18 protein-coding genes are annotated in these 21647 nt (G+C 43.5%); 10 read left to right on the forward strand and 8 right to left on the reverse strand.

The genetic code is table 11. The annotated features are described in order from the left end of the window. Positions 1-33: 33 nt before the first annotated feature. The gene (locus tag ACVBJC_RS09065) at positions 34-2058 is read right to left on the reverse strand and encodes an MtrB/PioB family decaheme-associated outer membrane protein (protein ID WP_447160545.1); all 2025 of its coding nucleotides are present in this window, start codon (positions 2056-2058) and stop codon (positions 34-36) included. Between the two features lie 17 nt (positions 2059-2075). After that, positions 2076-3002 (reverse strand): DmsE family decaheme c-type cytochrome, encoded by a 927-nt coding sequence (locus tag ACVBJC_RS09070; RefSeq protein WP_447160546.1) that lies wholly within the window; start codon positions 3000-3002, stop codon positions 2076-2078. Positions 3003-3741: 739 nt separating this feature from the next. Here ACVBJC_RS09070 and ACVBJC_RS09075 point away from each other — a divergent pair. Continuing rightward, positions 3742-4155: a methyltransferase family protein gene (locus tag ACVBJC_RS09075; protein WP_447160653.1), complete on the forward strand. Its 414-nt coding sequence runs from the start codon at positions 3742-3744 to the stop codon at positions 4153-4155. Between the two features lie 230 nt (positions 4156-4385). Here the strand turns inward: ACVBJC_RS09075 and ACVBJC_RS09080 are convergent, their stop codons facing one another. Further along, complete coding sequence (locus ACVBJC_RS09080; RefSeq protein ID WP_447160547.1) at positions 4386-5804, reverse strand: DUF1176 domain-containing protein; 1419 nt, start codon at positions 5802-5804, stop codon at positions 4386-4388. Between the two features lie 255 nt (positions 5805-6059). Here ACVBJC_RS09080 and ACVBJC_RS09085 point away from each other — a divergent pair, with 255 nt between their 5' ends. From ACVBJC_RS09085 to ACVBJC_RS09125, 9 genes are all read left to right on the forward strand, one after another. After that, positions 6060-6455, forward strand: a complete 396-nt coding sequence (locus tag ACVBJC_RS09085) for a ribosomal maturation YjgA family protein (protein WP_447160548.1) — start codon at positions 6060-6062, stop codon at positions 6453-6455. A 561-nt stretch (positions 6456-7016) separates the two neighbouring features. Next, a complete protein-coding gene (locus tag ACVBJC_RS09090; protein WP_447160549.1) occupies positions 7017-7700 on the forward strand; it encodes a hypothetical protein in 684 nt (227 codons plus the stop codon). 55 nt (positions 7701-7755) lie between these two features. Next, a complete protein-coding gene (locus ACVBJC_RS09095; protein WP_447160550.1) occupies positions 7756-9858 on the forward strand; it encodes a BRCT domain-containing protein in 2103 nt (700 codons plus the stop codon). A gap of 114 nt (positions 9859-9972) precedes the next feature. Beyond that, positions 9973-10296, forward strand: coding sequence for a YceK/YidQ family lipoprotein (locus ACVBJC_RS09100; protein WP_447160551.1), 324 nt, complete (start codon positions 9973-9975; stop codon positions 10294-10296). A 45-nt stretch (positions 10297-10341) separates the two neighbouring features. Beyond that, entirely contained in the window at positions 10342-11220 is an 879-nt protein-coding gene (locus ACVBJC_RS09105; RefSeq protein ID WP_447160552.1) for a hypothetical protein, read from the forward strand. Between the two features lie 30 nt (positions 11221-11250). Further along, positions 11251-12288, forward strand: a complete 1038-nt coding sequence (locus ACVBJC_RS09110; protein ID WP_447160553.1) for a PA3715 family protein — start codon at positions 11251-11253, stop codon at positions 12286-12288. 73 nt (positions 12289-12361) lie between these two features. Further along, entirely contained in the window at positions 12362-13207 is an 846-nt protein-coding gene (locus ACVBJC_RS09115; RefSeq protein WP_447160554.1) for a PA3715 family protein, read from the forward strand. 418 nt (positions 13208-13625) lie between these two features. Further along, complete coding sequence (locus tag ACVBJC_RS09120; RefSeq protein ID WP_447160555.1) at positions 13626-14660, forward strand: tetratricopeptide repeat protein; 1035 nt, start codon at positions 13626-13628, stop codon at positions 14658-14660. 766 nt (positions 14661-15426) lie between these two features. Beyond that, complete coding sequence (locus ACVBJC_RS09125; RefSeq protein ID WP_447160556.1) at positions 15427-15825, forward strand: hypothetical protein; 399 nt, start codon at positions 15427-15429, stop codon at positions 15823-15825. A 346-nt stretch (positions 15826-16171) separates the two neighbouring features. Here ACVBJC_RS09125 and ACVBJC_RS09130 read toward each other — a convergent pair whose 3' ends face one another. The 5 genes from ACVBJC_RS09130 to ACVBJC_RS09150 all read right to left on the reverse strand — a co-directional run bounded on the left by ACVBJC_RS09130 (position 16172) and on the right by ACVBJC_RS09150 (position 21498). After that, entirely contained in the window at positions 16172-17149 is a 978-nt protein-coding gene (locus ACVBJC_RS09130; RefSeq protein ID WP_447160557.1) for a transposase, read from the reverse strand. Between the two features lie 179 nt (positions 17150-17328). After that, a complete protein-coding gene (locus tag ACVBJC_RS09135) occupies positions 17329-17895 on the reverse strand; it encodes a LemA family protein (protein ID WP_447160558.1) in 567 nt (188 codons plus the stop codon). Between the two features lie 147 nt (positions 17896-18042). After that, positions 18043-19305: a DUF3137 domain-containing protein gene (locus ACVBJC_RS09140; protein WP_447160559.1), complete on the reverse strand. Its 1263-nt coding sequence runs from the start codon at positions 19303-19305 to the stop codon at positions 18043-18045. Then, a complete protein-coding gene (locus ACVBJC_RS09145; protein ID WP_447160560.1) occupies positions 19292-20671 on the reverse strand; it encodes a DUF3137 domain-containing protein in 1380 nt (459 codons plus the stop codon). Before ACVBJC_RS09145 ends, ACVBJC_RS09140 begins: the two co-directional genes overlap by 14 nt. Before the next feature lie 248 nt (positions 20672-20919). Continuing rightward, on the reverse strand, positions 20920-21498 hold the full coding sequence (locus ACVBJC_RS09150) for a thymidine kinase (RefSeq protein ID WP_447160561.1): 579 nt from the start codon (positions 21496-21498) through the stop codon (positions 20920-20922). Positions 21499-21647 lie beyond the last annotated feature (149 nt).

Below are 21647 nucleotides of genomic sequence, written 5' to 3' on the forward strand. Positions count from 1 at the left end.
GTTTTCCTCAAACTTATTAATGACTGACTCGACTTATTTCAGCTTGTAGCTGAAGGTCAACATCAGTTGATGGGCGTTGTAATTGTGGTTCAGGTCACCCAAGGTCACTAAACCTGGGATGCTGCCTTGGGTAACATTGGCACTGTCGGTATCAAAATAGCGTTCAAACTGGTAAGCCAGCTTGACTGCCATCTGCTCTGAAATCAGGTATTGACCATATAAGCTCACACTGTGGTTATATGAGTAATAACTGCCATAGCTATTGATGTTAGTGCTATCTGTGTTGTAGCCATTAACACCGGTATTGCTCGATGAATTAGCAAATAGGTAGTCTGTACCTAAAATTAATCTGCCATCCATTAACCCGGTATAAGTGGCACCTAGTCCTAAGTTAATGAATTCATCATTTATCTCAGTGTGCCAAATTGATGCTTGGTCGCCGCTTTGATCTGAGTCAATCCACTGCTGTCCTGCAAATGCATACACAGATAGAGGTTGAGAGATCTGCGCATGAACGTTCATGTCATAACCGTAATCTTTAGCCTGAGTCAGGCCGATTACTGTTGCGTCATAGTCATCGTTGGCGTAGTAAGTGCTAACATCAAAAGTTAACCACTCAAGCGGCGCATAGCTTGCTCTGGCATTAACTTCGCTGCGCTTGCGATCGGCAAGGTTGTACTTGCGCATTAACGATTCAGTCTCGTCACTCGTTAACTCGTTCGCTTGGTAGTCACTACCGCCGCGTTGGCCATAGCTCACACCAAAATCAAGCGTAAGCTTGTCAATCGCACGGATGTTTAGCTTGCTCCAAAACTCGTTATCACGGGTTTCTTCACGTTCGCCATAGCTACGTTCAACCTGCTTGTAGTCATAACCGGCTTGTAATCGATAACCACTGGCAATACGGTAACTCGCATTGGTTTTGAAGGTTTGACGCTCAATATCCATTGGCACGTTTTGTTTAAACGCACCAGACATTGAATTGAACTCGTACTGAGCAAAGTCAAACACTGATGAACCGTTATCACGCTTGCTGTAGTCATAACTCGCACCAAGGCGTAAACGACTATTGATGCGCGTACTTGCCGCTAAATTACTACTCAAAGTATCGACTTGACCGTCCCAGTTTTGGATTGGGTTGCCACTCATCTGTATTAAGTCTTGGTCTTGGATCATACGACCGGTTACCACACGACCAGTGAACACGCTAGACGCTAAACGGTACTGACCTGAAAGTGATACCTGATGTGCTTGGTTGTCTGGTGTGGCGCTGTAGACGTCATAGGCATACGGTAGGCTTAAGTCACCCATATGATTGTTATAACGTGAGCCGCTGTAGCTCAGCTCTGACAACCAGTTAGCGCCATCAAGTACAACACCAGCACTGAAGTTATCTGTCGTTTCATCGACAGCTTCAGCAAAGTTTGTTGGACGTGGACTCGTTAGGCTAGCACTGCGATGACCAGTTTTATCTTCACGTTCGAAGCGTGCGTAACTGTTTAGACCTAGCCCCATGACTTCTGAGAAGTCATATTCGAAACCAATGCCGCTACGCTGTCTTTGTAACTCTAAATCCAAAACACGGGTCTGCTCACTCGGAGTCAGCATGCCGTCATTTTGCCAAAGATTAGTAGCCGCGTTGCTCGCTTGGTTAGTAGTAATGGTCTGAAAATCCACATCTAGCTTGTAATGACCGCTCTTAGCCGCCTCCATGCTAACAAAGCCGTTATCCATGCCAAGTTGATGAGCTTGAACCTTGGCCTTATAACCACCTTGCTGATAGGCAAGATCGCCGTTTACACCAGCGATAGCACCATCAGTGCCGGTACCAAACTGATTCAAAACATGGTTATCATCAGCATCGATAACACCGACGCTAACACCCACGCTACCCGTGTAACCTTGTGGTTCAACACAGCGTTTGCACTGATAGCTATTGGTTTTGATGTTTGCCGTATTCGCATTTTGAATGCCAAAGTCAGCAGCCATTGCACCACTACATGTGCCTAACAACGCCAGAGTGATCAGGTTTAATGAAAAAGGGTTAATTGAACGCATAATAGTCACTCCTAGACTTAACGGGCAAAGTTGCTGCCAGCAGGATGGTTAGAACCATGGATCTTGCTGTGGCAATTAAGACAACTCTTACCAGCACTGAATGCATCTAGACCCGCCTGACTTGTCATACGGCTCGCATGGCCATCATCGGCGTGACATTGCTGACACAGCTGAGGAGTACGAGACTTAAGTAAGTTGTCATTCACACTGCCGTGCGGTGAGTGACAGCTTGAGCAGTCTTCCATTACAGGCGCGTGCTCCCACAAGAATGGACCACGCTTATCGGCATGACATTCTGCACATGTTTCATTTAAGCTTGGTTTTATCAGGGCGCTTTCTGTCATCGAACCATGAGGGTTGTGACAATCAGTACAGGTCATCTGATCCCACTTCATTGGGTGAGATGAGCGCTTGTTCATATCAGCTTTAGCGCGGGTATGGCATGAGGTACAAGTGTCATTTACCGTTAGGCGGTCAAGTGCAGGATCTTTAGCAGCATGAATATCATGACAGTCACTACAAGCCACTTCTTCTAGGTTGTGAGTACTGTTATGCCATGACATCAACTTAGGGTCGTTATGACACCCTTCACACACACTATTTTGACTTGCTGCTGATAGTTTGCTGTCTGGGCTGAAACTAATCATTGGCTCTTTACCGCCACGATTATGCTTACCAAGTGGGCCGTGACAGGCTTCACACTGGATACCGGCCATAGGCGATTTGCTATTGCTCATGTCACCATGAACGCCATCAAAAATCTCCATGACCTTAGTGTTCTTTTTGTGACACATCAGGCAAGAATCCGCCCCTTTGGGAGAATATTTACCTTCGCTGAATTTCTCTGCTAACTTTTGTTCCAATTGTGCTGAATCAAGCTTATCCCAAGGAGTCGCTTTGGCAGGAACAAGGCTGATAAAAAGAGTGAGTAAACTTGTAGCCATTAATTTGGCCACAAAATTCACTGACTTTATGGTTTTTCTGCTAGACATTAACTTACAGGCCGGTTGTATATCGAAGGGGGTATTTTATTAGTTACAGATATCTGAATTCAAGATTGTGCATATCTACTAATTACTTGAGGCGTAAGGCTTACTTTCTTAAAAATCGTCTACTAGCTCACAGTATAAAAGCGTAATCAAAATACACCTTCAAAAACCAATTAACCAACAAATAGATAATATTCAATTGGATATGCACAAAGTGAGAATGATTACCATCACTGACTGTTATTTATTTGGGTAAGCATTGTTAACCCCCATTGTTTAGGTTAGTGTAATTTTTAGAGCTAGATCACGAAGAGTTTTGTCACGATCCAGTATTCGAGCAGGAATACCCCATAATAAGTACCCGAGTCGTGCAAAAAAACAACAAACCCTCACATGAAAACAGCCTTACTCAGCAGTATTTCATCGGTTTAACACTCAAAAAACCAAAGGTAACAAACTAAACACCTACTCATTATCGGATATAAGGCATTTTAAACTGATGCCGAATGTAACTACGCGACACGTCATTAGCGTTATCAAGACCTATTTATTGATGAGCGTTATTAGCCTATTATTTTGTTAACGTTCAGATTGACTCACAGGACAAGCTTTGCACTTTTTAAACAATCAGTTAAAAAATAAGTTGGAAAACAAGATCCCACCGCCAATCGTCACACTCGTTTTTGCATTCATTATGTGGGCTATTGCACATGTAGGCGTTAGCAGCCCATCAACTGATCCTGCGCTGTTCAACATTAAGCTTATTGCCACCAGCTCCTTGTTACTGCTAGGCCTGTTATCGGCAATTGCAGGCGTGATTAGTTTTAAACGCGCCAAAACGACGGTTAATCCCTTAAAACCGGAAACTGCATCAGCATTAGTGACATCTGGTATGTACCGCCTAAGCCGCAATCCCATGTACCTTGGAATGGTATTCGCGCTGTGCGCCTGGGCTTGTTACTTAGAATCGATTTGGAGTGTGGTGGGTATTATTGGCTATATACTTTATATGCAGCGCTTTCAAATTCGCCCAGAAGAGAGAGCGCTTAAGAGTCTCTTTGGGCAAGTATTTATCGACTATAAAAGCAGAGTCAGACCCTGGTTGTAGTCGCTATAGAGCACTCTATGTAGAGGCTCGATGTAAACACGACGTTCATCGGTGTTCGCTGGCTCGAAAGTTAAAGCTTGTTTAAGCTGCAACGTCACTTTAAGCCAGAAGAATACTAATACATGAGCGAATACATGAGCCAATACCAGTACGAGTTATTCGGGCGCAAACGGCGGCTTTTATTGTAACGTTAGCCCGCTGGAATACCATTATGGATTTGCTGACAATGACTAAATCAGCGACGCTTTCAATAACTGAAGCTGTTTCAGTCGCTTCTCGGTGAGATCAAGCTTGCAGCCAACCATCAGTGGTAAACCCATTGAACCATCGGCTTGAGTCAGTCTAGTCACTTTACACACATCGTTACGATAGGTTAGCCAAGAGTGCTGCGCCTGACTTAATGCTGCCTTTAAGTCATTATCCTTCATTACATATTGAAGACTGCTAATTTCTTCGATGAGTTCAGTGAGCTGCAGTTCTACACTCGCCAGCATTCGCTGTGTGCATCTAACCATCCGTTCAGTGCTATAAGCATGCTTTGATTGACAATCTATTCCAGCAGCTGGGTCATCGCCCACAATAACAGTGCTCACAGTTGTCGGTAGATACCAAGCGCCACCAGGGGCAATCTCACGACAAGGCCCTGTAGAGTAGGAGTCAGCTAAAATAAAGTCACGACCATTCCACATATAGCGCCTTGCCGAAACGCAGTCGCCGACACCGCGCCCCAACATAAATTCGTTAATCGTGCCGTCAGCGTAACTTATCGCACTATCGGTAATCAACAGAGGTTCGATTTTAGGGTTGTCATCTACAAGCCACACACCTTCACCATAGTTATAGGCTGCAAACCAACAAGGCGTTGTTACCACGAGTTGAGTTTTTGTCAGCCTTGCCACATCAAGCTTTAAGTATCCATTTGCTGAAGGGGCAATATCACATGCTTCAACAGCACGCTTCATCCTTGCTATAAACTCAGGGGTCTTGGCTAAAGCGCGATCGTTATCCGTTGTCAGTGACCTTTGGTCGCCAGCGGGTATAGAGATAACTGGCGCTTGTTTAGGCTCTACAATATTGCTGGTGCGCTGACCTTTTTTGACTATGGCGTAAGGGGTATCGACTAGACCTTGGAAATCATCCATTTTAAGCAACACAGCAGTAGAGCCACTGGTTGATAAATGCCACTCTTTGCCACTGCTGCTAGTAAATGTTATTGAGACGCTACCCTTCATGGTGAGTGCGTTAAGTAATTGGCTAGTTTGCTCTTTTGTAAGTTCTCGCTCGCCGCTAAAACCGACTCCCATCACTTCATAGGCAGGCATTTCTGCCCCTAACTGGCTCTGGTAAACATCGTTAATGTTCAGTGTAATTGTTACATCATGGACTTGAGTCGCATCGATAGCAGTTAAGCTTTCAGCAAATTTTACTTTAGCTTTGATCTGAGTATTCGCGCCCGCTTCTCTTTCGAATATGACCGAAACTGGGGCATTGCCAGTATCTTGATTGTGATAGCCAACCGCACGACAAGTATGGGTATTGTCACAGACGACTTGCCAGTCACCATGCCCAAAACTTAAGCCGTCAACCGCCGACGCCGACGCCGACATTAACAATGATAAAATTCCGACAATTTGTATATAACGCTGCATTATAAAAATGATCCCAAAATAACGACTAAATAAAATGGTCTACGATGCAAAATGCATATTTAGCGACAATAAACCTGCTGGAATTGATTTACGCGATTGTTTATCATGCCGTACTCAAAATATACAGCGCCCTGCCTCAATATATGAGTCTCAATATATAAGCACCAAATACAAGTAAAAACCAGAGTTCAAACTTCATATCTACCTGTTTTAACAGGGCATAGTCACACAACCAACAACAAGGCATAAGACAACATGCTCACATTTAAGCCGCAATACTTTGTCTACAGCAACCTATTATTACTGCTATTAATCTTTATAGCCTTGTTTGTTAACGATGGATTCATTCGTCCTTTTATCGGTGATCTGCTGGTTGTTATATGGATGTTTTTGTTACTCGCTTCATTTATTAATCTGTCGCCAATTAAACTATCGGTAAGTGTTTTAATATTGGCTTATAGCATTGAAATAGCACAATACTTTAAACTAGTTAACCTACTTGGTCTCCAAAATAACTCATTTGCTCGAACCGTTATCGGCTCAACATTCGATTGGCTCGACTTTTTGGCCTACAGCTTAGGTTGGCTGGCTATTGTTACTGGACTCGCAATAAAAAATCACATCATACCCATCAAGTCTGAATATCAATAATAGTAACGCCTGAGAATGCGACATAAACAGACTTTGTGAGTCACATCACAAACATCTGACAACTTTAGCGGTTTCCACTCTATAGAGTTGCAATCATAAACGTTCTATCGATAAGCTGCTGTATTTATTATTTAAAACATACAAAGTAGCAATGTTTCATCTGTACAGTCTATTGACGCCGCCATTACTAGGTCAAATAACAACATGCCAAACGCTATCTCCACATTGATGCAAACTCAGCTCGGTAAGTATTTGTTTGTTATGGCTATTCCATTGCTGCAATTTATAGGTCCCAACTTTCTTATTGGTGCCGTTCGAGTCGACCATGAAGGCGTAGGAACGGGCCTATTATTTATCTTTAAATGTCTACTGTGGGTCTTTGGGTTGGTTATTTCCAGCCTGATTTTTTCCAAAATTTATTATAAAACTATCCGCTACGGTCTTGGGGCAAACTTACCTTTAGCAATCTATTTGGTTTACCAATTAAGCCAAATTTACCCCTACCTTTTATCCTAAAACTGCACTCAGCACATACCGCTATAACGAATGCCAAGGAACTGCATGAGTAATATATTCGCGCCAAAAACCACCAGAACGCAAAAAGTGCTGGGGTATTTTTTTATGCTGTTATTAGCCTTGATGATGGTTGCGGTGTTTAGCGATACCTTAGTTAATGATGTGCTGTACGAGCAACTCAACTTATTTGCTGCAGCGCTATCGCTGCTTTTGTTAATAGCCATGTTTTGGGGATTAAAGCAAAAAAACTCATGGCTAAGAGTCAATCTTGATAATCAGCCTCGCTGCCCGATAAAAGTTATCTTATCTGTCATTATCGGCATTCCCATTTTATTACACTTTGCACTCGCTAAAGGCTTGCCTGTAGTGCTACATAGTTTTATTGCCGATAAAGCCGTTGTTATTGCCACAATTGATGATAAACGTTTTAGCTATTACAGCCGCACCTGCGATGGGGGGTTATACCTTGGAGGTTATCGTTTTTGGGGCAACGATTATATTTGTGGCATTAACAAACAAGATTGGGATAGTTACCAAGCTGGCGACAAGCTCGCGCTATACGGCGATAACTCGCTATTTGGGTTTACCTACCAAAAATACACTCTGCTCACAGATGAGTTATTACAACAGATAATCGCAGAATCAGCCGCCTTAAGAGCACAAACCATAACGGGTAATAAAGGCATGAACCTTGAACAAGCGCGCAAGTTTATTTCTCAAGGTCAATAAAAATAATCAGCCCAACATGAGTGGTTGGGCTAACTCTAAACATAAGAGCAATAAGATGAGCTTCAACAGCACCTTGTACCTTAAAGATAACGACCTGCCGCTGGACAGCATTATTAAGCCAAAGGTAACCAAACTCCACTATCAGCTGACTCGTAACCATCCCGAGTGGTCTGCATTGGCACGTGCGTTTCCTAATCTAATTGACTTGGAGCTTTCTCATTCAGGCAATGTTCCCTGCCGAGTACCTGATGCTGCGTTATTTAGCTGCTTTGATAAACTGGAGTGCCTGCGTGGTTTGGGTCTGCACCTATTTCCTAAGAGCGGACACTTAGAAAAAGCTGCAACATTAAGCCACTTAATCCTAGTCAACTCAGAGGGTGAAACACTCCCACCTTGGTTAAAAACGATAAAAAACATCAGTGGATTAACGCTCGTTAGACCCAGCACGGCGTCCCTTGACGATCTTAATGAATTGCCTTTTCTGTCTACAGTCAAGCTAGAACTGCATCATTACGACCACCCCTATGACTTGCCTATTCCAAGCTTCGCGTGTTTGCTTAAGGCTCCCGCCCTAAGCAAACTTGAGGTCGAACTTAGCCCACAAGCTCAAGATACGGCCTATCTGGCCCCTCTAGCCTGCTTGGTCGATTTACCTCAGCACATAGATCTAAAACTTAATGTTTATAATCGTATCGCACGCAGTGATGAGCTGAACAAGCTACTGGGAATTTTGCAAAATGCAGAGCTGACTGGCGAACAACGACGTCGCTACTGGCTGCTATTGTTGGCAGCCCCTAAACCCAAAAACCTACAATCTGAAAAACTGGATGCTCGCTTCCATCTGACCTTTATGGAAGCCAAGTTCAATCCAGTAAAAGTATTAGCACAAGCTTGGCTACGTAACCGCGCACAAACCGATGCACAGCGCCGACCTTTAGGCTCTGATAGCGTGTTGTTTATCTGTGGAAAAAGCGGTTTTAAGGCGACAGAACTCAAAGAAAAAGCTGCTGAGCTGGGCTTTAGCCTCAGTAAGAAGCTCGATAGCAAGGTGACCCATATTCTATTAGGCAGTAACCCTAAGCAAACCGTTGCCATCGATGTTGACCAGCACTTGATTATTGACGATACGGCACTGAGCCAATGGTTCAGCACCGATGCGCCTAAGTTTTTGCAACAGACAAGCGCCGCGCCAATGCTGGGCAATGTGCTGAATTTGCTACATTCACCGGACGAAAACAGTCACCTAGTCGCAGTCACTATGCTAGAGCAAGGTGGGATTACATCTGAGATGCAGTTGCCGCTATTTTTAATACTTAAAACCACCGATAACAAAGCATTACGCAAGCAAATTCAGACGTTACTTGCAGGTCTCGGTGATAATGCATTCCAACTGGCGGTGCAAGATAAGGTGATGTTTGATGGCAAGATGCGCGAATTGGATAAGCATGGTGACCCAATCGGTGAAGGCGCGGTCTACAAAAAACTCAAAGGTCTAACCAAGCGCTGGGGCAAAGCCTTGTGTGACGAATTTTCATTACGGTATTTCAACCGCTTCGGCGAAGGGTTGTTGTGGCTATTGAGTCAAAAAGAAGAGTTAGCCCTCCGTCAACAAGCCATTGAAGCTCTGGTTGAGGCAGAGCGGCTGAACTGGCATAAAGGCTGTGGCTTTGAACGTATGTTGACACAAGGCGATGACGAGCATCGAGTTAACTGTCATCTCAAACCACACATCTTTCTATGTCGTGATGTGCTTTATAATGTCACAGTGCCATTGCCAACAAAACTGCCAAGTAAAACACGCATTACAGAGCTGGATCTGCATAACTGCTTACTCGGGGAGTTACCAGCCAATATCGTGCACTATGAAGATGTCATTAAGCTTAATTTACACTTCAATCATCTAAGTTCGCTGCCAGCAACATTAGCCACTCTGAGTAAAATAGAAGACTTGGATCTCTCCTATAACCATTTCGATGAATTTCCGGCTGTGCTGTTTAAGCTAATGAATCTGAAACGGCTCGATCTGCGCCGCGCTCGCCAACCCGCTGGACGTATATTTAGCTACCACTATGACACAAGCCAAGGTTATCAACCTATTCGCGCACCACAAGCTTTTCGCGAGGCCTTTCCTGAGTGTGAAATTTTAGAAGATGCATAACCGCAACGAATAGCAACTTAGATTACAACAGTAAACCGATATGGTGGTCCTTAAATGAGATCACCATACTGGCATTTTTAATTCGAGAATAATGAAGTATTTTATGGTTATTGTATGAAAGTAATGTTTGTAACTTTATTGGCGATATTTATCAGCGGTTGCTCAACGGTTGTTTCTAAGATTCCATCTAATAGCGCCATGGGGATACCATACTCCGGCACTAAATATGCGTTGGTTAATACGTTCAATTGTAATTTACTTGTTTTAAAAGAGTCTCCGCCATTACTCATACTTTCAATCCCTCTGTCTGTGGTAGACCTAGGCAGCTCTGTGGTGGCCGATACGGTATTATTACCGATAGATTTATTATCTCTCGATAATAATGAAAATCATAAACAGAAAAATAGTGTGTGTACCTTTCATCTTGATTGGCGTTAACGACCGTTACCCATAATAACCAAGCCTAACTAATAAGAATAAATCATGATCCTAAAAAGACTCACGCCAACCCCATTGCGATCGATAACATTAACGATTGCTGCGGGTGTACTGTCTGGTTGTAGCCTTATGCCAAACAGCAGTAGCAATGACATCGAGACCCTGATGCTCGACTTAGGCAGCTGTCAGTTCGATGACAATGATCGCAAAGCCATGTATCAAGCGGCAAGTGCAGGTAACCGACTGCCCTTCCCGCTTCTGCTTTGTGAAGGCAAACGCAGTGAGTCTTTTAAGCAGCGCTGGTTGCAAAGTCGTCGCAGCGTTGATTACAAGGTCCTTGGTAGTTATTTTGAAGGCAGTTCTGGTGCTCGTTATGCGGGTTTCGGCGCCGCGCTTATCGAGATCACCATGCCTGACTGGGGCGCCGTATGCATCGATTTGGGTTATGACGATACAACCTGTGATCATTTAGTTTATGGCATTAATGCGCCGCATATCGATAAAGTGTCCGAGCAGAAATCCCTGCAGCTACAGCTTTATCAAAATAAAATGGCGTTGGTAACAAGCATTCCACTTATCAAAGACACCATATTAATGCCGCTCAAACATAATGCAGCTGGTCAGTTAATCGCTAATTGGGTAGAAGACGGCGGCGCGCACAAGGCCAATAAAGCGCTAGCCGATAAACTTGGCGAAGTGGTTAGCAATAACGGTAGGCCATTACCTATCAGCAGTTATAACCTGCAATATGATTTGCTACAGCAGCAAGATTTACCCGCCGAGTATCAAGGCGTGTTCTATTACGCGACGCCGCAATATATCGATTACAGTCCACGCCCTTTACCTGAGTACTCAATTCCACTTAGAAATGGCGTACAGGTACGCGGCTATAAAACCACTATTTATCGCGCCTACCCATATTAATAAGATGGTTAACACAACTAAAGAGTACTTATGAAGCAACCCCCGAAACAACTGTTAATTGTTGCAGCATTTCTGCCGATGATGACCTTTAGTGCCAGTAGCTATGCTCAGGCCAGTCTTGAGCAAGAAAACGGTGAGCAAGAAAACTTTGAACCTGAAAAGAATCAACAGCAAGATTGCAGCTTAAATCAGTTAAGCAGCGTACTCGATTTTGATGCCGCCCTAGTAACCAGAAAGTACGGGCTAAGTTTAGCGATAGACAATACAGTCTGCAGGGTGTTGCCCCATAACAAAGAGCAAGCATTACTGTCTTACTTTCAATACTATCAATCAGATGAAGATGGCTATTTTAGTAATCTGTGGCGAGTACTATTGGTCAATCGCTACAGTAACAAAGTCGAAGCCAGCTATACGGGTGTGATCCAAGAAAGTAGCACTATAAAAAGTCACTCTGACAGTAATAGTATTGATAGCCGCCAATACGCTCTGAGCGACAATACTCAAGCATTTGGGCTGATCCTCGATCTTGCTAACTACGACACCTCACCACAGGAACAAGCGTACCGCGCATTCAAAACTAGTCGCTTTCTCACCCTGTTTGTACAAGAGGGCGACAAGCTGCGCCCGGTGCTCAAACATCTACCGTTAGATTACGAAATAGAAGCTGCTGATACAGGCGGTAGTAATGGCGGAGTTTACCTGCATTATGGCGTACAAGGCACTGTTGAGCTGTTACCAACCACCAGCCATGGCTACCATGATTTGAAATTAGTGACTCAGGGGCAGCAGTACCGCACAGACGGTGAATATGACCAAACCGAAGTCATCAGTTTTAGCACTGAGCTTAACTATAATGGCAGCCGCTATCCGGTGATCACCGAGCAGTTACCCGCCCCCGAGTTTTGGCAAATAAACCAAAACCAAGTAAACCAAAACCAAGTAAACCAAGTAAACCAACTTGGGGTGAACTTTTTAGGCGAGAGCAACGATGAGAGCGAGAGCAGCCATGAAAGTGCTTCGCAAACCAATCCAAACAGCAGTCAAGCGGAGAGCCAAAATGCTAACTAATAAGCCTTCTTTCACCCCATTCGGCTACAGATTATCCGCTCTATTTAGCACAGCAGTTTTGAGTTGCGCGCTTTTGACTTGCACGCTAGCGTTCTCGCCAGCAAGCTACGCCAAGCAAGCGTGCAGCACTGATGCCCTTGAAGCGATGGAAAATGACAGTGGTTATTTTCAAGGGCTCACAGCAGCAGTGTGTAAGCAGCTACCTCATCAAGAGCAATTTACCATGGGCGCCTATTTACAATGGACTGACGGTAGCTTTGTTGGCGAAAGGCGTTATACGCTGCGCACCGTGATTATGGACACGCAGACTCATGAGATTATCGCCCATCATACAGCAAGTTTAAGCGAGCGCCCAGGATTAACGATTGTTGCCAATCCCCAAACAGACAATGCTACAGAGAATGCTAATGGTACGCATAGTGCCGACAAGAAAGAGCAAAGCACGCCTGCACTGTGGATTGATACCGCCAACTATAAACTTAACAATGACACACGCGCATTAGGCGTGCGAATGATGGCGCAGCAGCGTCCAGAGGGTTCTGCGCAATATGAGGCCGACTACCTCAGTTTATTTGTTCACCAAGGGCATTTTTTAATTCCATTGGTCAACAACCTGCCTTTATATTATTGGAAAATGTGGCAAGGCGATCCTAAGGCCGAAGATATGACTAATTTCATCATTGAGTCAGGCAAAGGCGCACTGCATATTGAGCCTAAGCAAAACAAAGGCTTTGCCGATTTAAAGCTAATTGTAAAGACCAAGCTATCAGGCGCTTTACCTCAGGCCACAGATACAACACAGAGCCGCACCATTATGACCCGATTACGATTTGATGGTGAGCGCTACTACATTATCGACTCGGAGTTTGGCGACGCGCGCGATTGGCAAAGCACGGAGCAATGGTGGAAGCGTTGGTAGACCTCAGCGCGAGGCCTTGTCGCTTTTTTAACTAAAGCAATCAAGCTGCGCTTGATAAACGTCGTGGCGCTTCGCCCCTTTCTGTTGTTAAGAGCCGAGCCAAGTATATATTAAGAGAGTATATATTAAGAGAGTATATATTAAGCCACCCATTATAAATCAACAAGATAATGCTGGTTTTCACGTTTTGATTTCAAGAGGTGATAAATTAGCGGATCACACTTTTATGGGGCGCTAAAAGCGACAAAAAGTACGAATAAGTAGAGCATCTTAAGTGTGTGTCATGGTTTAAGCTCCTAAGGCACTGAAGTTCAATTGAACACACTAACGATAAGCTGCATGTTCAACGTATAAAAGACGACTGAAAATCGTCAAATAAGCCAATTTTGTCAGAGACTTGTGTTGTAAGAGAGTGGATATGAGAGTTTCAATTTTATTAATAGTTTTCTTGTTGGGCGGGTGTGTAAGCTCTGATAGGAGTACTGAGAGGAGCCCAGACTCTGCCATTGAGTGGCATCGAAAAGCGGCAGAGCAAGGCGTTGCAGAGGCACAATACACACTCGGGACTATGTATGATTATGGGATTGGCATATTGAAGAACAGACAAACTGCTATTAAATGGTATCGCAAAGCGGCTGAGCAAGGCGTTGCAGACGCGCAATATACACTCGGGACCATATATGATTATGGAATTGATGTACCGCAGAACAGACAAGAAGCACTGGATTGGTATTACCTGGCCGCAGAGCAAAATCATGTCGATGCACTTTATGCTATCGGCATGATCTTTCATTCAACAAAGGAAGATTATCCGGAAGCAATCTATTGGATTAGAAAAGCCGCAGATAAGGGCCTTGATGAAGCACAGTATGATTTGGCTAGAATGCTTTCTTTCGGGATCGGAATTGAGGAAAACAAACAGCAAGCGTTTATTTGGTATCTGAAAGCCGCAGAGCAAGGCCATGTTGCAGCCCAATTTTATGTTGGTTCTGCCTATGATTTTGCGCAAGGAGTTGCAGAAAACAAAGCAAACGCTTTTGTTTGGTATCAGAAGGCGGCCAATGAGGGGTATGCAAAAGCCCAGTTTTACTTAGGCTCAATGTACGAGCTCGGGGAAGGTACGACAGTTAACAAAGCCAAAGCCATAAGGTGGTATTTGAAAGCGGCTGAACAAGGGCTACCCGATGCGCAGCATAGCCTTGGGGTGATGTTTGAACTGGGCGATGGAGTGGTCAAAAACATGCCTGAGGCAATAACATGGTACACGGCCGCAGCCAAGCAAGGAAATGCTGAATCACAGTATGTATTGGGCACTATATATGAATCGGATAAGAGTGAACCACTGAATCTACATATTGCAGATATGTGGTATCAAAGTGCAGCGGCGCAGGGACATCAGAAAGCGCTAGAAGCGTTAAAGCAAAATTCCACGGAACCTCGCACAGTGCATTGATGCGCATTGATGTCTGATGTTTCGATTTGACTAACAAGCCACCCATTATAAATCCAAACTCATTTCTGGACAAAAGCTATTCACCACGGCGAATATGGCGAAGCCATGTGCTATTAAGCGAGAGCTAGGGATAGCAAACTGGCCGTTAAACACGGATGTTATTGGAACACGGAGCGCTACGCTACACGAAGAAAGGCTACAGTTCGCAGTAAGCTCATATGTCACTACTTCTGTGGGACGCTATAAAGCCATCCATGGCCGCTCTGCGGTTTCATCCCTGAAACCGAAGCCCACAGCCGTACCGACATCTGAATCATCATCCTTCCTAATTCGTTCTCTCAGATGTTACAAAGTCATTTCTGGACAAAAGCTATTCACCACGAAGGACACGGAGCGCTACGCTACACGAAGAAAAGCAACTGCTAGAACAATAACAACTGTAAAAGACTGGCATCCAACATTTAGATCTTTTTCTTTACGCTCTTCTCCGTGACCTCTGTGAAAGCGAAGCGCTTCGTGGTGAGATTAGTGCTTTTTAAAAGTTATGCTTATACGACATAATCGCTTGGTGATCACACATACTTTCAGCGTTCGCTAACTCGTTTCTGGACAAAAGCTTGCCAGTGCTTCTTCTTACTTAGCAACCCATGGATTACCTAGGGTATTGCAAAACTCTAATCTGGTGGCCAAATTTACTCATCCACTACAGGTTTTAAATTTTATGTATATAATTAAACCAGTATAAAATATAAAACAAGGATTCTCCATGCGTAAATTTAGTATTTCTACGTCAATAATTATTAGTACTTTAATGCTAGCAGGGTGTGCTACTACGTCTGAAACTATGAAAGCTGAGGGTTATCCTGCATCATATGCTGATGGCTTTGAAGATGGTTGTCATAGTGGAAGTAAAGCTGGTGGGAGTTATTTTGATCAGTTTAAGAAGGATGTTAAACGTTTTAATTCAGATAAAGAATATGCTCAAGGTTGGAGCGATTCATATAGACAGTGTGAAACACAACAAGAAGCTTTAGATCGTCAAACAAGAATGAACATTGAATGGCAAAAAATGGATAATGACCGTAAAAGTGATTTAAATCATACTGCTTTAGATGCTGTAAAGAATGTTGATACTTCGAATATGAAATATTTGAAAAAGAAATAAACGTTTCATTTATTACTATAATATTCCTTGAAATCATTTCGCTTCATAACAGATAAATTTACCTGTTAACTCAGTACAGACGTTGATGTATTAAAATCAATAGCCACCCATTGTAAATCAACAAGATAATGCTAACCCTTATTCAAAGTAGAAGTGCACCACTCATTTCAGACCGGTTTCAGCTTCCAAGCCATATTAAACTATCAAATCATATTTTTAGATTGGCGTTTTAAGAAGAGAAAATGCCGATTAGCAATGCATTTTGTTGGAAAGTGATAGATTTTAAACGAAGAGAATCAGCTCATAGAATAGTTCTATAAACTTAATAAGAAGATTGTTTGAAGGCTTAACCTGCCTGGAGGTACTCGCAGCTGTGCGCGAAATGCCGTCGTCGCTTTTCTAGATGTTCACAATAATGAGTTAGCTCTTGTAAACTACCTACTGGTCCATGGAACAACTTACCAAATTCTGAGGCGATTTTTATCCAGTTGTCACTCGGAATATTGAGCCTAATCAGTATCTGTTCTGCATTAGCAGAAATTGCCCCTCGCTTGTTATCCCGAATGATTCGACCCGTTTCATCAACAAGTGTTAGATAATCTTCAAGCGAGAAGTTGATGCCTTTTGGCTGGTCTTTTTTCTCATTACCAATAAAGGGCAATAACTTGGCAGGTTGCTTGCCCTTTAGGGCTGTCTTCACTCTCAGTTGCAGGCTGGTATAGTCTGATTTTTCAGGTGTCTTAGCCACCTTAGCTCTGATGGGATTAAGCTCCACATAGGCCATACAGGCAAGTACTGCGGCTTCATCAAGTAATGCTTGTGACTTAAAACGTCCTTCCCAAAAATGCCCTGTGCAGTTGTCTTCATAATTAGCTTGTCTTGCTATCGGTTCATTAAGGCACCGCATAAACCAACTGATATCACAGAGACGTGAACGGTAAGTCGCTATTAGATGTTTTAGTGCTGCTACCATACACTCCTCAATCACGTCACCTTTAACAAATTTCTGGGTTAAATCAGTACCGTTAAACAGCTTATGCCATTTTTCAACAACATCCCTATCAGTCCAGGTATTCACCGTTTCTAAGTCAATATAGAGTACGACATGTAGGTGGTTACTCATCACTGCATAGGCTGCGACATCAATCGCAAACACCTCTGTTAACTTCAGAATTTGCGACTCTACCCAACCACGGCGATGGTCATAGTTCTTGCCTGTGTATTTATCATCACCACACAAATAGGCGCGTCGAACTACACGGCTACAACAGTGATAATACGGCGTATCTTCAAGGCTAATTAAGGTACTTCTTGCCCGCGGCATAATAACCTCCAACTTCAGCATTTACTAAAGTTTAGTAGGAGGACCAAAAACATGCCATTTACAATGGGTGTCAGTGCTGGGCTGGATGGAATCCCACGACGTTTATCAAGCGCAGCTTGATTGCTTAAGTTCAGGCGCAGCCTGATACCCTACCTAGGGCTAAAACCCAGCCCAACGGGTTAAAGGTTAGGTTGATACTCAAACCCTGCTTGTGCTTCGCTATCACTAAAGCTAGCGATTTTTTGCTTACGCAACATGGTGCTGTTGATTAATGAGCCAGGGAACATCTCAATCGCATTGTTAAAGTCTTCTACGTTGGCATTGAAAATGCGAATTGCTGCGCCAATCTGCTCTTGTTGCTCACTTATTTCAGCCATCAGCTTCATGTACACATCAGAGGCTTTTAGCTCTGGATAAGCCTCTACCGTCACTTTAAGGCCTTGCATCAACTCATTAGTGCGCTGCTCCGCTGCGGCAAGTTTTGCGGTATCTACGCCGGCACTCATATCTGCAATCGCACTACGCAGCTGTGTCACCTGAGTTAACACCTCAGATTCATGCAGTTTATATTGCTCAACTAACTGCTCTACCATAGGAATGATTTTATTCTTCTGGCGCTCTTGAGTCAGTACCGACGCCCATGCGCGGTCTACCGCATTATGTTTACCAATAATGCCGTTATACACCATGATGATGGCAACAATGACCACAGCTACAATCACTAACCCGATAACTGAGATATCCATTTAGGTTTTCCTTTTCTATATTTTGATTAACTTGCTGATTCTTTATTTTAATTAGCTTTCAAAGCTTGCTTTTAAAAAATGAGATTTCAAATGCGTTTCCTGACTCACTTCTCTTTAGCCTTCAGTCTTTTATCATTTCAAAATGAATTACGCGCAGGCTTTGAAGTTATTGTCGCTAAAGCGCATCATTTCGTGGACTAATTCGAGCATTTGGTTCATTTGTTTTAACTCGGTATGGCCTGCTAATTCTTCAGCAAAGGCTTTGGGATTATCTAAACCGTTGACTCGTTTAACCGCTAATAGGTCATCACTCACCGCTAAACACAGTCTTCCTTGTTGGCCGAATTCTAATACTGGTTTTTTTAACTGTTTAGCAAATACAGTGAGCTTTTCCTCAACCGCAGGCGACAGCAATCGTGCTGCGCTCATCAGCTCTTTAGCATGGACTCGATATTGGTGATTAAACGCATTAGAAGCACTTTTATAGCGCTCGCCTCGGCCTTTAATGCCAAAGTCGTTGCTAATACTCATATCCTGAGCAAAAGGAAAATCTAATAACACACCATGGCGATAATAGCTGTCTCTCACCGTGCGAGTGGTGCTTTTACCATTAGCGTCGGTAGTTGTTTCAGTGCGTTTTATAATGTAGTGAAAACGATAAAGCTGATAATCGAATTGATGAATATCACCTTGATAAGTACTCTTGTAAAGACTTTGAATTTCTCGCAAATCATTACCGCGTTTAAACTCTTTAAAGCTGGCTTGCAACTCTTTAGCCAGCTTTTTGCCCTCAAATGGGACGGCTTGTAAGTTATTATTAAACAATGCATCTTTTAAAAAAATGGTATCTGACAGTTTATTGCGCCACTTCATGCGGCCTCTAAGCCACAGCAGCATAATTACGCCAACAACGCCATTATGTGCTGCAAAACCTGAGCTCGGATACCAGAAACCTAAAAACGAGGCTAAGGTTTCGAAATACATATTCCAATACCAATGCGGCCATTGCGGCAACAAATTCAGCGCCGCGCCCACAGCAGCCATCAATAGCATCCGTCCCCATTGTGGACCAGGGATAGGTAAGCACTTACCCTTGTCTTCAAAATAGCGGGTTAATGTTGCTAAGCCCAACATTGGATACCAGATCACACTGTAGCTCAATGCGCCTCTAAGAATGTGCATCACAAAATCAGGAACCACTAACCCCAACTCAAAAGCTATCGGCAATAAGGCGAAAAACAATGAAACTGCGCAGAAAAAACGATACCAGTTATCTTGGTAATCTAACGGGCCTTGGTGATGCTCGACTCCATGCACTAATGCAATCAAGTCCTCTTGGCTTTTTGCTGTTTCAACATCGGTGCGGATCGCAGCAATATTGCGAGTCACTTGAGCGTTATAAGCCAGCATGAACGTTGAACTCCGTATCTTTTACTGCTGTTGCATGTGCAGCTTGTGTGGCGTTTGCATTGCTATTGCTAGCAACACTAATATCACTTACAAAACTGGTATCACTTACAAAATTGTTATCAGACAGACGCATGAGTTCATGGATCGCTTCGAGTAGCTTTTGCACCCGCTTTAGCTCGGTATGGCCGGCAATCTCCTTATAAAACTCATCGGGCTTTGCCAGTGAATGTTTTCGCTTTTCGATAATCAGCTTACTGGTAGAGGCTATACACAAACGGCCATCAGGCGCTATCTCCACCATAGGCGAGATGAAATTACGATTTAAGTCCAACAGCTTTTCTATCATTGCAGGGGTTAAAAAGCGTGCCGCAGTGGGTTTCTCACAGGCCTGTACTCGATAAATATCATTAAATGCATTCGATTCCGTTTGATACTTGTCCTGATACACTGAGCCTTTAAGTTTTACCTCATCCTCAGCATCCATGCATAAGCCTTTAGCAAAGGGAAAGTCGAGTAACATACCGTAGCGGTCGCGATCTTCATGCACGGTTTTGGTTTTATAGCCACCATTGCCATCTGAGCAGGTTTTAGTGCGTTTAACGGTGTACTGAAAGTGATAAAGCTTATAGTTAAAGCTGTGCTGCTCGCCTTGATATTGCCCGGCAAACATCTGCTGAATGTCACGGGTGCCACTGCCGCGACGAAACTCTGCAAACTGCTTTTCAAGTGCGTCTAGTTTGTCTTCAGGTGCTGGCTTAGTTTGTGTTAAGCCATTATTAAATAACGCATCACACAGGAATATTTTATCTGAAAGGTGTTTACGCCAATTGGCGCGATAATCTAACCATACCCAAGTGAGTGAACTGGCGATTACCAGTATAAACCACAGCGAAAACTGATGGTCATCAATTTCCCCCACGCTAATCACATAGCCAAAACCATAGATCACAGCCCAATAGATTTTCGGCCATTCAGGTACATATATAGCGACGCCAACCATAGCGGCAATCAGTAATACAAAACTGATGGGCGTAGCCACCGGTAGCCAACCACGGTCATGGCAAAAACTCACTAACAAGGTGCTCAGTGCCACCGGGAGCCAGTAACAAGAGTCATCAATCACCAACTTGGCTACGGGCTCAACTTGTTCATACCAGAGCCGCATAAATATCAAGACGATACACAAGACGCTAGCGCTAACTAGTAGCCACTTAACAGAGTGCGTTATCTTATCGCGGTAATCCAACGGTCCAGGATGCTGTTTAACTTGAGTGATGACCTCGAGCAGATCATCTTGAGAGATAGCGGCATCAACATCACTGCGTAACTTGGCAATGTGCTTGGCAACTATTTGGTTATGCTGCATTAAAATCCTTGTACAACCACAGACTTGGCAATAAAAAAGAGACGCATTATGCAGAATAAAACCTAAAATTACAGCGGCTTAAATCACTATTTACAAAGTAGATACAGAATGAGTATTTTATAAAATATAAAACGCGTTACGGCGAGGTCCAGGGGTTGGTAAGGACTAACCTTGTGTAGGTTTTACTCATAAAAAAAGCCAACACTTTAACAGCGTCAGCCTTTGTTATTGTCTAAAAGCAGGACGAGTTAGTCCCAGAGAAACTCTCTAAAGTGCTTACGACAAACAGACTCATAACTCTCATTACCACCAATAGCAACCTGCTCACCTTCACGCATGGGTTTGCCATTGCCATCTAGGCGCACCACCATATTGGCTTTACGGCCGCAGTGACAAATGGTTTTAAGTTCTACAAGCTTGTCTGCCCAGGCGAGTAAATACTGACTGCCGCTAAACAACTCGCCTTGGAAATCTGTTTTAAGGCCATAACACAGCACGGGAATATCGAGTATGTCGACCACGTAGGTTAATTGCTTAACCTGCTCTTTGCTTAAGAATTGTGACTCATCAATCAAGATGCAGTGTAAAGTCTGCGCTTCATGACTAGTGCGTATCATGTCACTCAGGTTGTCATTACTACCAAAAACCTGAGCGTCCGTTTCAATACCAATTCGCGATGCAACTTTACCGACACCATATCGATCGTCAATTGACGCTGTCATCACTAAGGTATGCATTCCGCGTTCACGGTAATTGTAAGAAGACTGCAATAACGAAGTTGATTTACCCGCATTCATCGCTGAGTAATAGAAATAGAGCTGCGCCAAACTAAGATCCTTAAAGGTGAATTCGCCGCTAGTTTATCACTATTTTCGATAAAAAATCATCTTAACAATATTGATTCAGTGAGTCGTGTCGCGAATAAAATAAGCCTTAACGCTCCCCGATAAAGCGCTCTACTTTTAAGCAACTTTAG

The organism is Shewanella sp. 0m-6, assembly GCF_052977325.1.

Coding starts and splice junctions, on each gene's coding strand:
- ACVBJC_RS09065 (WP_447160545.1), bottom strand. CDS start 2,058: ATGCGTTCAATTAACCCTTTTTCATTAAACCTGATCACTCTGGCGTTG.
- ACVBJC_RS09070 (WP_447160546.1), bottom strand. CDS start 3,002: ATGGCTACAAGTTTACTCACTCTTTTTATCAGCCTTGTTCCTGCCAAA.
- ACVBJC_RS09075 (WP_447160653.1), top strand. CDS start 3,742: ATGTGGGCTATTGCACATGTAGGCGTTAGCAGCCCATCAACTGATCCT.
- ACVBJC_RS09080 (WP_447160547.1), bottom strand. CDS start 5,804: ATGCAGCGTTATATACAAATTGTCGGAATTTTATCATTGTTAATGTCG.
- ACVBJC_RS09085 (WP_447160548.1), top strand. CDS start 6,060: ATGCTCACATTTAAGCCGCAATACTTTGTCTACAGCAACCTATTATTA.
- ACVBJC_RS09090 (WP_447160549.1), top strand. CDS start 7,017: ATGAGTAATATATTCGCGCCAAAAACCACCAGAACGCAAAAAGTGCTG.
- ACVBJC_RS09095 (WP_447160550.1), top strand. CDS start 7,756: ATGAGCTTCAACAGCACCTTGTACCTTAAAGATAACGACCTGCCGCTG.
- ACVBJC_RS09100 (WP_447160551.1), top strand. CDS start 9,973: ATGAAAGTAATGTTTGTAACTTTATTGGCGATATTTATCAGCGGTTGC.
- ACVBJC_RS09105 (WP_447160552.1), top strand. CDS start 10,342: ATGATCCTAAAAAGACTCACGCCAACCCCATTGCGATCGATAACATTA.
- ACVBJC_RS09110 (WP_447160553.1), top strand. CDS start 11,251: ATGAAGCAACCCCCGAAACAACTGTTAATTGTTGCAGCATTTCTGCCG.
- ACVBJC_RS09120 (WP_447160555.1), top strand. CDS start 13,626: ATGAGAGTTTCAATTTTATTAATAGTTTTCTTGTTGGGCGGGTGTGTA.
- ACVBJC_RS09125 (WP_447160556.1), top strand. CDS start 15,427: ATGCGTAAATTTAGTATTTCTACGTCAATAATTATTAGTACTTTAATG.
- ACVBJC_RS09130 (WP_447160557.1), bottom strand. CDS start 17,149: ATGCCGCGGGCAAGAAGTACCTTAATTAGCCTTGAAGATACGCCGTAT.
- ACVBJC_RS09135 (WP_447160558.1), bottom strand. CDS start 17,895: ATGGATATCTCAGTTATCGGGTTAGTGATTGTAGCTGTGGTCATTGTT.
- ACVBJC_RS09140 (WP_447160559.1), bottom strand. CDS start 19,305: ATGCTGGCTTATAACGCTCAAGTGACTCGCAATATTGCTGCGATCCGC.
- ACVBJC_RS09145 (WP_447160560.1), bottom strand. CDS start 20,671: ATGCAGCATAACCAAATAGTTGCCAAGCACATTGCCAAGTTACGCAGT.